Origin of the sequence: Pseudomonas haemolytica, from assembly GCF_009659625.1 — a bacterium.
GTDB lineage: Bacteria > Pseudomonadota > Gammaproteobacteria > Pseudomonadales > Pseudomonadaceae > Aquipseudomonas > Aquipseudomonas haemolytica.
In genome coordinates this window covers 287,376-299,903 of record NZ_VOIW01000004.1, presented here as the reverse complement: position 1 = coordinate 299,903, position 12,528 = coordinate 287,376, and the positions used below count along the sequence as shown (strand labels likewise).

At 61.0% G+C, this 12,528-nt stretch carries 11 protein-coding genes; 10 read left to right on the top strand and 1 reads right to left on the bottom strand.

The window, feature by feature from the left end:
• Nucleotides 1-80: 80 nt before the first annotated feature.
• From rpmE to FRT59_RS15145, 3 genes are all read left to right on the top strand, one after another.
• A complete protein-coding gene (rpmE, locus tag FRT59_RS15155; protein ID WP_005784030.1) occupies nucleotides 81-314 on the top strand; it encodes a 50S ribosomal protein L31 in 234 nt (77 codons plus the stop codon).
• Nucleotides 315-328: 14 nt separating this feature from the next.
• On the top strand, nucleotides 329-1,135 hold the full coding sequence (locus tag FRT59_RS15150; protein WP_153871581.1) for a thermonuclease family protein: 807 nt from the start codon (nucleotides 329-331) through the stop codon (nucleotides 1,133-1,135).
• Nucleotides 1,136-1,318: 183 nt separating this feature from the next.
• Nucleotides 1,319-2,587, top strand: coding sequence for a malic enzyme-like NAD(P)-binding protein (locus tag FRT59_RS15145; protein WP_034117342.1), 1,269 nt, complete (start codon nucleotides 1,319-1,321; stop codon nucleotides 2,585-2,587).
• Between the two features lie 211 nt (nucleotides 2,588-2,798).
• On the opposite strand, the gene FRT59_RS15140 is transcribed toward FRT59_RS15145, so the two are convergent.
• Nucleotides 2,799-5,261, bottom strand: a complete 2,463-nt coding sequence (locus tag FRT59_RS15140; RefSeq protein ID WP_411829418.1) for a penicillin-binding protein 1A — start codon at nucleotides 5,259-5,261, stop codon at nucleotides 2,799-2,801.
• A gap of 233 nt (nucleotides 5,262-5,494) precedes the next feature.
• Here FRT59_RS15140 and pilM point away from each other — a divergent pair, with 233 nt between their 5' ends.
• The 7 genes from pilM to FRT59_RS15105 all read left to right on the top strand — a co-directional run bounded on the left by pilM (nucleotide 5,495) and on the right by FRT59_RS15105 (nucleotide 12,413).
• Nucleotides 5,495-6,151 carry a type IV pilus biogenesis protein PilM gene (pilM, locus tag FRT59_RS15135; RefSeq protein WP_153871579.1) on the top strand — a complete coding sequence of 219 codons (657 nt, stop codon included), beginning with the start codon at nucleotides 5,495-5,497 and terminating at the stop codon, nucleotides 6,149-6,151.
• On the top strand, nucleotides 6,148-6,699 hold the full coding sequence (locus tag FRT59_RS15130; RefSeq protein ID WP_153871578.1) for a PilN domain-containing protein: 552 nt from the start codon (nucleotides 6,148-6,150) through the stop codon (nucleotides 6,697-6,699). Before pilM ends, FRT59_RS15130 begins: the two co-directional genes overlap by 4 nt.
• Nucleotides 6,696-7,682: a pilus assembly protein PilP gene (locus FRT59_RS15125; RefSeq protein WP_153871577.1), complete on the top strand. Its 987-nt coding sequence runs from the start codon at nucleotides 6,696-6,698 to the stop codon at nucleotides 7,680-7,682. The genes FRT59_RS15130 and FRT59_RS15125 overlap by 4 nt, the downstream gene beginning before the upstream one ends.
• A 69-nt stretch (nucleotides 7,683-7,751) precedes the next feature.
• Nucleotides 7,752-9,077, top strand: coding sequence for a type IV pilus secretin PilQ (locus FRT59_RS15120; protein ID WP_153871734.1), 1,326 nt, complete (start codon nucleotides 7,752-7,754; stop codon nucleotides 9,075-9,077).
• 4 nt (nucleotides 9,078-9,081) lie between these two features.
• A complete protein-coding gene (gene aroK, locus FRT59_RS15115) occupies nucleotides 9,082-9,600 on the top strand; it encodes a shikimate kinase AroK (protein WP_003187914.1) in 519 nt (172 codons plus the stop codon).
• A 125-nt stretch (nucleotides 9,601-9,725) separates the two neighbouring features.
• A complete protein-coding gene (gene aroB / locus FRT59_RS15110) occupies nucleotides 9,726-10,826 on the top strand; it encodes a 3-dehydroquinate synthase (RefSeq protein ID WP_153871576.1) in 1,101 nt (366 codons plus the stop codon).
• Between the two features lie 9 nt (nucleotides 10,827-10,835).
• Nucleotides 10,836-12,413 (top strand): SPOR domain-containing protein, encoded by a 1,578-nt coding sequence (locus tag FRT59_RS15105; RefSeq protein WP_153871575.1) that lies wholly within the window; start codon nucleotides 10,836-10,838, stop codon nucleotides 12,411-12,413.
• The last annotated feature ends 115 nt before the right edge of the window (nucleotides 12,414-12,528 follow it).

Here is a 12,528-nt window from a genome sequence, read left to right as displayed (position 1 = left end):
TCTGGTAGAATCCGCGGCCTAATTACGTGCGGTATTCGACAATAGTGTCGAGTGGCGGCACGCTAGCCCGAGGAAGTGCCATGAAAGCCGATATCCATCCAGCGTACGAAACCATCGAAGTCACCTGCAGCTGCGGCAACAAGTTCGAAACTCGTTCGAACCTGTGCAAGCCACTGGGTACTGACGTATGCAACGAGTGCCACCCGTTCTACACCGGTAAGCAGAAAACTCTGGACACCGGCGGCCGTGTACAGCGCTTCGCAGATCGCTTTGGTGCTTTCGGCAAGAAGCCTGCTGCTACTCCAGCAGAGTAAGGTTCAAGAGCCTCATGGGCTTTTACCCGCTGTTGAAAAAGGCGTCCCTTGTGGGCGCCTTTTTTGTGCCTGGGATTTGGCTCGCGACTGCCCAGGCCGAAGTATTCTGCCCCGCGCCAGCATCTATGGTCGAAGTCTCGGTGCAGCGTGTGGTGGACGGCGACACCGTACGCCTCAAGGATGGCCGCAGCGTGCGCATGATCGGCCTCAATGCGCCGGAAACCGGCAAGAAGGGCCGCACTGACGAGCCGTTTGCCGTTGCCGCTCGCCAACGTTTACAGGCGTTGGTGCAGGCCAGTGGTGGGCGTGTCGGTCTGGTGCCTGGGCGCGAAGGCAAGGATCACTACGGTCGCACCCTGGCGCACCTCTACGGCGCCAACGGCGAGAATCTGGAAGCGCAATTGCTGGCCGAGGGCCTGGGTTTCCAGGTGGGCGTCGCGCCGAATGTGGACCTGGTCGCCTGCCAGCAGGCGGCCGAAAACAGCGCTCGCCAAGCGCGGCTCGGCCTATGGCGCCAATCGCCAGTGCAAACCGTGGCGCAACTGGAGCGCTCCGGGTTTGCGCTGGTCACTGGCCGGGTCAGCAAGATCGAGCGCAATCGCGGTGGAATCTGGATCGAATTGCAGGGTTCATTGGTATTACGCATTGCACCCGATCTGGTCAGTCGATTCGATGCGGCGCTGCTCGAGGGTCTGCAAGGCCGCATTACCGAAGCGCGTGGGTGGGTGCAGGATCGCTCCCGCCGCGGTGGCCTGAAAAAAGGCCAGTCACGCTGGCTGCTGCCATTGACCGATCCTGGCATGTTGAAATCGACGTCTTGAATAAAAAATTGTAGACATTTTTTATTTCGATTGTGAACAGTTGCAGCCCTTGTATCCCGTGGCTCTTGGCCAAAAGTCGTAGCCCAGGGCCCTTGACACCTGTGACTGCCCAGTCTTGTAGGGACTTTGCGACACGCGTATCCTCGGCGGTCCGTCGACCAACAGTAAAAGCGGAATGCCGATATGTCTGATTTGAAAACTGCCGCTCTCGAATACCATGCCCATCCTCGTCCAGGAAAGCTGAGTGTAGAGCTCACCAAAGCCACTGCCACCGCTCGCGACCTGTCGCTGGCCTACAGCCCTGGTGTTGCCGAGCCCGTACGTGAAATCGCCCGTGACCCAGAGCTGGCGTACAAGTACACCGGCAAAGGCAACCTGGTTGCAGTGATTTCCGATGGCACCGCGATCCTTGGCCTGGGTAACCTCGGCCCGTTGGCTTCCAAGCCAGTCATGGAAGGTAAGGGCGTGCTGTTCAAGCGCTTTGCCGGCATCGACGTTTTCGACATCGAAGTCGATTCCGAAAGCCCGCAGGCTTTCATCGACACGGTCAAGCGCATTTCCATCACCTTCGGTGGCATCAACCTGGAAGACATCAAGGCACCTGAGTGCTTCGAGATCGAAAAGGCCCTGATCGAACAGTGCGACATTCCGGTATTCCACGATGACCAGCACGGCACCGCGATCGTTACCGCGGCCGGCATGATCAACGCTCTGGAAATCGCTGGCAAAACCTTGGGTGAGGCGAAGATCGTCTGCCTGGGCGCTGGCGCTGCGGCTATTTCCTGCATGAAGCTGATCATCAGCATGGGCGCCAAGCTGGAAAACATCTACATGGTCGACAGCAAGGGCGTGATCCAGTCCGAGCGTACCGACCTGAACCAGTACAAGGCGATGTTTGCCCATCCGTCGTCCAAGCGCACCCTGGCTGACGCCCTCGACGGTGCCGACGTGTTCGTCGGCCTGTCTGGCCCGAACCTGCTGAGCGCCGAAGGCCTGAAGTCCATGGCGCCGAATCCGATCGTATTCGCCTGCTCCAACCCTGACCCGGAAATCTCGCCGGAACTGGCTCACGCCACCCGCAGCGATGTGATCATGGCCACCGGCCGTTCGGACTACCCGAACCAGGTCAACAACGTACTGGGCTTCCCGTTCATCTTCCGTGGTGCCCTGGACGTTCGCGCCAAGCGCATCAACGAAGAAATGAAAGTGGCCGCCGCCAACGCCCTGCGTGAACTGGCCAAGCTGCCTGTTCCTCAGGATGTATGCGACGCCTACGGTGGCGCCAAGCTGGAATTCGGTCGTGAGTACATCATTCCGAAGCCAATGGATAAGCGCCTGATCACCCTGATCTCCGATGCCGTGGCCAAGGCCGCCATCGAGACCGGTGTGGCAACCCTGCCGTATCCGAAGCACTACCCGCTGCAGAGCGTGGATGATGTGTTCAACGGCTAAGCCGTTGTAGCGCACCAACAAAAAGCCCCGGCTCGGATGAGTCGGGGCTTTTTTGTGGCTTGCGATTCACTTGAGGTCTGTGAAGACCAAAATGTGGGAGGGGGCTTGCCCCCGATTGCGGACTGTCAGTCAATGAATCTGGTGACTGATACACCGCTATCGGGGGCAAGCCCCCTCCCACATCTGGATTTATGTCGCGTCTGAGATTGGGTCAGAACAAATCGATCGGTGCGCCTTCATCCGCCGGCAGCGGGCTACCCGGTGCAACGCCATTGCCCAGCTCATTGACCGACGGCGGCGTGTCTTCACTCTTGAACAACTCGAAGTACGCGTTCGGCGTGCTCGGCGAGGCGGCACGGCCACTGACCGGGTCGATGCGCAGGCTGAGGATGCCTTCCGGTTCCGGCTGGGTGTGCAGTGGCTTGTCCTTCAACGCTGCGCCCATATAGCTTATCCAGATTGGCAGCGAGACCGTGCCACCAAACTCGCGGCGGCCCAGGCTTTCCGGCTGGTCGTAGCCGGTCCACACGGTGGTCACGTAGTCGCCGTTATAACCGGAGAACCAGGCGTCCTTGGATTCGTTGGTGGTACCGGTCTTGCCGGCGATATCGGCGCGGCCCAGGGCCAGGGCGCGGCGGCCGGTGCCCTTCTTGATGACGTCTTGCAGGATGCTGTTGAGGATATAAGTGGTACGGCCATCCACAATACGCTCGGCAACTGCAGGGGCTTGGGGTTCGGTCGTTCCGGGGGCGTTTGCCGCCGGCGCGGTGCCTGGCGCCGGCTCAATGGTGATGCCGCCGTTGGCCGGGGCCGCGAGACCGTCGGTTGCCGCCACGCCATTGACCACATCGCCGGGTACCCGTGGCGGGTTGGCGGTGAACAGGGTGTCGCCATTGCGGCTTTCGATCTTGTCGATCAGGTACGGCGTGATCTTGTAGCCGCCGTTGGCAAAGGTGCTCCAACCGGTGGCGATTTCCATTGGCGTGAGTGTTGCGGTACCCAGGGCCAGGGACAGGTTCGGCGGCAGGTCCGACTTGGCGAAGCCAAAGCGTGTCATGTAGTCGATGGTCTTGCCCACGCCCATTGCCTGTAGCAGGCGGATCGAGACCAGGTTGCGCGATTTGTATAGCGCCTCGCGGACGCGGATCGGGCCAAGGAAGGTATTGGTGTCGTTTTTCGGGCGCCAGACCTTGTCCAGGTACTCATCAACGAACACGATCGGCGCGTCGTTGACCAGGCTGGCGGCGGTGTAGCCGTTGTCCAGCGCGGCACTGTAGACGAACGGCTTGAAGCTCGAGCCTGGCTGGCGCTTGGCTTGGGTAGCGCGGTTGTAATTGCTCTGCTCGAAGGCAAAGCCGCCGACCAGCGCACGGATCGCACCGTTCTGCGGGTCCAGCGACACCAGGGCGCCCTGTGCGACTGGCACTTGGCTGAATTTAAGGCTGTCATCCTTCTGGCGTTGTACGCGGATCAAGTCACCCACCTGGGCCACGTCGGATGGCTGCTTGGGCATCGGCCCCATGCTGTTGGTGTTCAGGAATGGGCGCGCCCATTTCATGCTGTCCCACGCCACATGGGCTTCGCCGGTGCGGGTCAGTATCTGGATGCCGTCTTTCATCACCTGGGTGACGATGGCCGGCTCCAGGCCGCTGATCGAGCGCTGCTTGCCCAATTCAGTGGTCCAGGCGCTCAGGGTCTTGCCCGGCAGGCGCGATTCGGGGCCGCGATAGCCGTGACGCTGGTCATAGGTGATCAGGCCTTCGTGTACCGAGTGGTTGGCAATTTCCTGCAAGTTGCTCGGAACCGTGGTGGTCACGCGGAAGCCTTCGGTGTAGGCCTCGCTGCCATAACGGCCGACCATCTCGGCGCGGGCCATTTCGGCGATGTACGGTGCATTCACCTCCGGCGTTGGCACGTGGTAGCTGGCGTTCAGCGGTTCGGCCACGGCGCTTTCGTAAGCGGCTTGATCGATCTTGCCCAGCTTGTACATGCGCCCCAGGATCCAGTCGCGCCGTTCTTTACTGCGCGCCGGGTTGGCCAGTGGGTTGAAACGCGACGGCGCCTTGGGCAGGCCGGCAATCATGGCCATCTGCGCCAGGCTGGCGTCACGGATCGACTTGCCATAGTAGACCTGGGAAGCGGCCTCGATGCCGTAGGCGCGGTTGCCCAGGTAGATCTTGTTGACGTACAGCTCAAGGATTTCGTCCTTGGTCAGCTGGCGTTCGATCTGCAGCGCCAGCAGGATCTCAGTGGCTTTACGGGAAAAACTGCGCTCGCTGGTGAGGAAGAAGTTCTTCGCCACCTGCATGGTGATGGTGCTGCCGCCGGATTGAATGTGTCCGCTTTTTACCAACTGTGTGGCCGCACGCACCAGGCTGCTGGGGTCGACGCCGTAGTGGTTGGCGAAATTGTCGTCTTCGGCCGACAGCAATGCGCTGATGAAGTTGGGTGGAATGTCTGCGAAACGAATCGGTGTGCGGCGCATTTCGCCGAACTCCGCGATCAGTTTTTCATCGCTGCTGTAGACCCGCAAAGGAATCTGCAACTGGATACTTCTGAGTGCCTCTACGGAGGGCAAACCCGGACTAAGGTAGAGGTAGGCCCCGCTGAGTACGAGCAGCAGCCCGCAGACGATGGCGACAATGGAGTACCCGAAAAACTTCAGCAGACGAATCAAGGCTTTTGGATTTCCAGAGAAAAGAATGAGTTACGCGTCGGGGCATGCATGGCAAACGATGGATCGACCCGGGCAGCAGATAAAAAGCGGGAAAAAACGCTGGGCATTAAAGCATTTTTCGGCTTGGGGCGTCATTCGCCTGCCGTGAACAAGCCGACCGAATGCAGGGTGCCTGGCAGCAATCAGGCGATATGGCAGCCGGTATGACAGGGAAAGTTTTGGGGAGTTTTATGGGAAAGGGATTTTTCAGGCGAAAAGTCGACACCGTCCTGGGCGTCGACATCAATGACAGCAGCATCAAGCTGATTGAGCTGGGCCGTTCATCGGGCGGTTTCAGCGTCCAGGGGTACGTCACCCAGGCACTGCCACCCCAAGCCGTAGTCGATGGCACCTTGTTGGATCTCGAAGGCGTGGGGCGAGCATTGCAACAGGCATTATCCCGCCTGGGCACTTCAGCCAGGCACGCCGCCGTGGCCGTGGCAGGCCCTTCGGTGATTACGCGGTTGATCGAAATGGACGCGGGCCTCAGCGACGAAGAAATGGCCTGGAAGATCCAGATGGAAGCCGACCAGTTCATTCCTTATCCATTGGATGAGGTGGCCATCGACTTTCAGGTCCAGGGTCCATCGACCCATGGCCCGCAATGGGTCAGTGTGATGTTGGCAGCTTGCCTGCGCGAGCAGGTCGAAGCACGGGAGGCGGTTTTGGCCCTGGCGGGGCTGGTGCCGAGGGTGGTAGATGTCGAAGGGTTTGCATTGGAGCGCGCTTGCCGTCAGGATTTTGCCAGCTTCACGCCAGGTCATCGAGTCGATGGCGCACAATGGGCCGCGGATGCCCAAGGGATGGGAGTGGCTTGCGGGTTGGCCCTGAGGAGTTTCGCTGGATGACACGAATCAATCTTTTGCCTTGGCGCCAGGCGCTGGCTGAGCGCAGGCGCAAGTATTTCCTGATGCTGTTATTGGCCTTTGCCTGCCTTGCGCTCGCGGCGGTGTGGCTGGCTGATCAAGTGATCGACCAGGCGATAGACCGGCAGGTGACGCGCAATACTCGCCTGGGTGAGAACGTCGCCGCCCAGGATTCACGGATCAGGACCATCGACGACTTGCAGGAGCGAAGCCAGCAATTGGCTGAACGCATGAAGGTTGTGCAGGACCTGCACGATGCCCGCTCTTCCGGCACCCGGTTGTTCGATCAGTTGGCTCGCTCGGTGCCCGAGGGCGTCCATCTGCATGAAGTGGTGGCAAACGGCGACACGATCAGCATCCGCGGCAGTGCTGAAAGCAACCAGGATATCGCCCGGTTGATGCGTCGGCTGGAGGCGTCGCAGGGCGGCCACGCGACTCGGTTGCAGCGCGTTCGGGCAGAGGGTGAGCGCGGGGATAATGAATTCCAGCTGATGGTACGCCAGGGGGAAACCAGCGAGGCGCAACCATGAGCCTGCCCAGGCTCGATTTCTCCACGCTTTCCCACAACGCAGCTAAATGGCCCTTGCCGGGCAGGGTCCTGCTCGGTTGTGCGCTGGCCGGACTGGTGCTGTTGGTGGGAGAGGTTTTGCACCTGGGGCCGTCGCGGGAGCGGTTGCATGGGGTTGTTGTGCAGGAACAGGCACTGCAACAGCAGCTAGCAGAAAAAACCGGGTTGGCCGCCAGCCTTGAGGCGCGCACCGATCAGCTCAGGGTGATGGAGGGCAAGGTTGCGGGTCTGCTGCAATCGTTACCCGGCGAGTCCGAAGTGCCTGCCTTGCTCGAAGACATCGCCCGTCTGGCGGTTGCCAATGGCGTGTGGGTCGAGGGCATCACGGTGCTGGATGAGGCGCCTCGACAGCTCTATATCGAGCAACCTATGCAGATAGGCGCCACCGGGGCCTATCACGATCTGGCGACGTTCGTCGGCGCCTTGGGTGGGTTGCTGCGGGTTATCACGGTGCAGGATGTTGCGCTTCGCCCTGAAGGTGCCCTGATGCGTCTCGACATGCTGGCCAAGACCTATCGAAGCACCATGCCAAGCGGCAAGGCCCTCCAGGCGCTTGAGCCCGGCCCGCAACTTGGCTACGAACCATTTGGCTACGAACCGTCGTCCCTGCGCGATCCGTTCCAACCGCTCGCCTTGCAGGTAGCCCGCGTGCCCGGTCGACCGGGCCTTGCGCCCGATCTCACCCGGCCACGGGGACTGCTGGAGGGCATGGCCATCGATCAGTTCGTAATGGTCGGCACGCTGTTCCGTGGCGTGCAGGCTTTCGCCTTGCTGCGTGCGGGATCACGGGTGCATCGGCTGGCGGTGGGTGATTACCTGGGGCCGGACCATGGCCAGGTCACGGCCATTCAAGACGGGTATATCGAACTGGTCGAGCTGTTCCCCGATGAGCAGGGTGCATGGTTGGAACGCCCGCGAACCCTTGTTTTGAACGTCAACTCATAACGGAATCAAACAATGAAAAGGACTTTCTCGTCCTTCGGTGTGGCGCTATGGATAGCGTTCACGGCACCGATGGCTGCTGCTGTGCCCAATCGCCTGGACCTGATCCACCTGCCGCCGCCCGACAGTGCATCACCGGCCAGCTATGCAGGGGACAGACTGACCCTCAATTTCCAGGACATTGACCTGCGGGCGGTACTGCAGCAAATCGCCGATGTGGCCGGGCTCAACCTGGTGACCAGCGACGAGGTCCAGGGCTCGATAACCCTGAGGCTCAAGGATGTGCCCTGGGACCAGGCGCTGGACCTGGTAATGCAAACCAAGGGCCTCGACAAGCGGGTCAAGGGTGGCGTGTTGCTGGTGGCGCCCGCCGATGAACTGGCCGCTCGCGAACTGCTGGCGCTGGAGTCGCGCAAGCAGATGGCTGAGCTGGCACCGTTGCGTCGGGAGTTATTGCAGGTCAATTACGCCAAGGCGGCGGACCTGGCCAAGCTGTTTCAGTCGGTGACCGGCTTTGAGGGCGCCACGGATGAGCGCGGCTCGGTGGCAGTGGATGACCGCACCAATAACATCATCGCCTACCAGACCGGCGAGCGGCTGGAAGAGCTGCGGCGAATCGTGGCGCAATTGGATATCCCCGTACGCCAGGTAATGATCGAGGCGCGTATTGTCGAGGCCAATGTCGACTACGACAAAAGCCTGGGCGTGCGCTGGGGTGGGCGGCTCAATCGTGGCAACTGGGGCGCCGGAGGTATTTCCAAGCCCCTGGCGGACGGCGCCGAGCCACCGGAAAACCCGCCCAGTTCACCCTTTGTCGACTTGGGTTCGCTGGCCGGCACGTCAGGCCTGGGTATTGCCTACATCACTGATAACCTGCTGCTGGATCTTGAGCTGACCGCCATGGAAAAAACCGGCAATGGCGAAATCGTCTCGCAGCCCAAGGTGGTTACTTCCGACAAGGAGACCGCACGCATCCTCAAGGGCACCGAGATTCCCTATCAGGAATCCACCTCTCAGGGCGCTACCTCGGTGTCGTTCAAAGAGGCTTCGCTGTCGTTGGAGGTCACGCCGCAAATCACCCCCGATGACCATGTGATCATGGCGGTCAAGGTGACCAAGGATGAGCCCGACTATCTGAACAGGCTCAATGATGTGCCGCCGATCAAGAAAAACGAGGTCAACGCCAAGGTGCTGGTCCGGGATGGCGAGACCATCGTCATTGGTGGGGTTTTCTCCAACACCCAAAGCAAAGTGGTAGATAAAGTGCCATTTTTGGGCGATGTGCCGTATCTTGGCCGCCTTTTCCGGCGCGATGTGCTGGCGGAGAAAAAATCCGAGCTGCTGGTATTCCTGACTCCGCGTATTATGAATAACCAGGCGATTGCTGTGAGTCGTTGATTCTGTGCGAAATTTGATTCTTGTAGGACCGATGGGGGCTGGAAAAAGCACCATCGGCCGTTTGCTGGCCAAAGAGCTGCGCCTGCCATTCAAAGACTCCGATAAGGAAATTGAATTGCGCACGGGTGCCAATATCCCATGGATCTTCGATAAGGAAGGCGAGCTGGGTTTTCGCGACCGCGAGCAGGCGATGATAGCCGAGCTGTGCGGTTGCGATGGCGTGGTTTTGGCCACCGGCGGCGGTGCAGTGATGCGCGATGAGAACCGTCGGGCGCTGCATGCCGGCGGTCGGGTGGTGTATTTGCACGCGTCGGTCGAACAGCAGGTGGGTCGCACCGCCCGTGATCGCAATCGTCCGTTGCTGCGTACCGCCGACCCGGCGAAAACCTTGCGGGACCTGCTGGCGCTGCGCGATCCGCTGTATCGGGAAATTGCCGATCTGGTGGTGGAAACCGATGAGCGGCCACCGCGAATGGTGGTGCTCGATATTCTTGAGCGCCTGCAACGGTTGCCACCCCGTTAAAGCCTGGCGCGAAATGCGCTATCCTCGGCGGCACGCCATGACCTTACGAGGTGTGGCGTAGAGCTATTAGGCGGTGTCGGATCACGGCGTTGCCGGTCGTCAATACATCTTCAACGCGGGGACACATGCAGACACTTAAGGTCGATCTAGGCGAGCGCAGCTACCCGATCCACATTGGCGAAGGTCTGTTGGACCAGCCTGAGCTGCTCGCACCGCATATTGCCGGCCGGCAGGTGGCGATCATCTCCAACGAAACGGTCGCGCCGTTGTACCTTGAGCGTCTGAGCCGCAGCCTTGCGGCGTATTCGGTGATCTCGGTGGTGTTACCTGACGGCGAAGCCCACAAGAACTGGGAAACCCTGCAACTGATCTTTGATGGCCTGCTGACCGCGCGCCATGACCGTCGAACCACCGTGGTCGCCCTGGGCGGCGGTGTGATCGGCGACATGGCCGGTTTTGCCGCGGCCTGCTACCAGCGCGGCGTGGATTTTATCCAGGTGCCGACCACCCTGTTGTCCCAGGTTGATTCGTCGGTGGGCGGCAAGACCGGTATCAACCATCCGCTGGGCAAGAACATGGTCGGTGCGTTCTACCAGCCTCAAGCCGTGCTGATCGACACCGCCACCCTCAACACCTTGCCGCCGCGCGAGCTGTCGGCGGGTCTGGCCGAAGTCATCAAGTACGGGTTGATCTGCGACGAACCTTTCCTGACCTGGCTCGAAGAACACGTGGATGCCCTGCGCGCACTCGACCAGGTGGCCCTGACCGAAGCCATTTCCCGTTCCTGCGCCGCCAAGGCGCTGGTGGTAAATGCCGACGAGCGGGAGTCCGGCGTGCGCGCCACCCTGAACCTGGGCCACACTTTCGGCCATGCGATCGAAACGCACATGGGCTATGGTGTGTGGTTGCATGGGGAAGCGGTAGCGGCTGGCACGGTGATGGCATTGGAGATGTCACAACGCCTGGGATGGATCAGTGTCCAGGAGCGTGATCGTGGTATCCGCCTGTTCCAGCGCGCCGGTTTGCCGGTCATCCCGCCGACGGAGATGACCGAGGCTGATTTCCTCGAACATATGGCAATAGACAAGAAAGTGATCGACGGTCGACTGCGACTGGTGCTGTTGCGCCACATGGGCGAAGCGGTGGTGACCGACGATTATCCGAAAGAGATTTTACAGGCCACGCTGGGAGCGGATTACCGCGCCCTGGCCCAGCTCAAAGGTTAATGAGACCCGATGACTAGTTTGCATGCCGACGAGGCGTTCCTCGGCCACTACCAGTTAAGCCACGACCCATTTGCTCCGCGGGTACCGGGCTTCAAATTCTTCCCGGCCCAGCGCAAACCCGTGCTGGGGCAACTGCATCACTTGGCACGCTACAGCCAACTGTTGCTGGTGGTCACCGGCCCGTTGGGCAGCGGCAAGACGTTGCTGCGCCAGGCACTGGTTGCCAGTACCAATAAGCAATCGGTGCAAAGCGTGGTGGTGTCGGCCCGTGGCGCCGGTGACGCGGCGGGCGTGCTGCGCCAGGTTGCCCAAGCGTTGGACGTGGCTAACGCGGAGCCGAACGCGATTCTCAAGCAGGTGGTGCAACTGGGCCTGACCGGCCAGGAAGTCTACCTGCTGGTAGATGACGCCGAGCAGCTTGACGAGTCCGCCCTGGAAGCGCTGTTGGCGCTGGCGGCGGGTACGCCGGAAGGTCGCCCCCATGTGTTCCTGTTTGGTGAGTCGTCGTTGATCGCCGACCTGGAGCAGATCAGCGGCGATCAGGAGCTGTTCCACGTCATCGAGCTGCAGCCGTACGAAGAGGAAGAAACTCGCGAATACCTGGCCCAACGTCTTGAAGGCGCCGGGGCGGGCATCGAACTTTTCACCGCTGCGCAGATCTCTGATATTCACGAAAGCTCCGATGGCTGGCCTGGCAATATCAACCAGGTCGCCCGCGATGCCATGATCGAAGCCATGATTGCCAGCCGCTCTGCGGTCAAGCGTCCAAAGATGGGGTTCACTATGCCTAAGAAGCACGTATTGGCTATTTCCGCCGTTGTCGTGGTCGCTGTAGCCGCCGCCTGGTTGATCCCGGGCCGCAACAAGGCACCGACCACCGCCGGCGCGCCAACCGAACAGGCGCAGTTGCCACTGGGCAAGCCCACGCCAAACGTCGAGTTTGCCAACTCAGGCCAACCGACCAACCTGCCGATGGTCGGCCAGCCTGTGATGCGCGGCCCGCTCGCCGAGGAAGCCGGTGGCATCTCCGAAGGCGATGATGGTGTGCCGGTGGAAGGCTCCAGCGCCACGCCGCCGACCGTGACGACTACTGCGCCACCTGCCGGTGTACCCGCTGGCACGCCAGCAACCCCAGTGGCGCCCGCCACACCGGTTACCCCAGTCGCCAAGCCGACTCCGGCACCGACGGTTGCCACTGCCAAACCCGCAGCACCAGTGGCCAAGCCGACTCCAGCACCGGCCCCAGCCGCCAAGCCGGCTGAAAAACCTGCGGCCACGGTCGCCAAGGCCGGCGCCGCTGGCAGCAGCTGGTACAGCAGCCAACCTACCGGCAACTTCGTGGTGCAGATCCTCGGCACCAGCTCCGAAGCCAATGCCCAGGCGTTTGTCAAAGAGCAGGGCGGCCAGTACCGTTATTTCAAGAAAGTGCTCAACGGCAAGCCTCTCTACGTGATCACCTACGGCAGCTTCCCAAGCCGCGCCGCAGCTGATTCCGCCATCAAGGCCTTGCCAGCGAAGGTTCAGGCTGGTAAACCTTGGCCTCGCACTGTTGCCAGCGTTCAACAAGAACTGGCAGCAACTCGCTGAAGATCCGGCGGCCTTACCCAGGCCGCCCTCCCGGCACCTCAAAAATAATCGCAAGGCGTGCAGCTTCCTGGAAGCCGCGCGCTTTGTGGTGTCTGCGTCATAGTAGCTTTTGAGT

Excerpts from the sequence above, each read along its gene's own strand:
- FRT59_RS15105 (WP_153871575.1), top strand. The coding sequence starts at position 10,836 with ATGACTAGTTTGCATGCCGACGAGGCGTTCCTCGGCCACTACCAGTTA.
- FRT59_RS15125 (WP_153871577.1), top strand. The coding sequence starts at position 6,696 with ATGAGCCTGCCCAGGCTCGATTTCTCCACGCTTTCCCACAACGCAGCT.
- aroB (WP_153871576.1), top strand. The coding sequence starts at position 9,726 with ATGCAGACACTTAAGGTCGATCTAGGCGAGCGCAGCTACCCGATCCAC.
- FRT59_RS15130 (WP_153871578.1), top strand. The coding sequence starts at position 6,148 with ATGACACGAATCAATCTTTTGCCTTGGCGCCAGGCGCTGGCTGAGCGC.
- FRT59_RS15120 (WP_153871734.1), top strand. The coding sequence starts at position 7,752 with ATGGCTGCTGCTGTGCCCAATCGCCTGGACCTGATCCACCTGCCGCCG.
- pilM (WP_153871579.1), top strand. The coding sequence starts at position 5,495 with ATGGGAAAGGGATTTTTCAGGCGAAAAGTCGACACCGTCCTGGGCGTC.
- FRT59_RS15145 (WP_034117342.1), top strand. The coding sequence starts at position 1,319 with ATGTCTGATTTGAAAACTGCCGCTCTCGAATACCATGCCCATCCTCGT.
- FRT59_RS15150 (WP_153871581.1), top strand. The coding sequence starts at position 329 with ATGGGCTTTTACCCGCTGTTGAAAAAGGCGTCCCTTGTGGGCGCCTTT.
- rpmE (WP_005784030.1), top strand. The coding sequence starts at position 81 with ATGAAAGCCGATATCCATCCAGCGTACGAAACCATCGAAGTCACCTGC.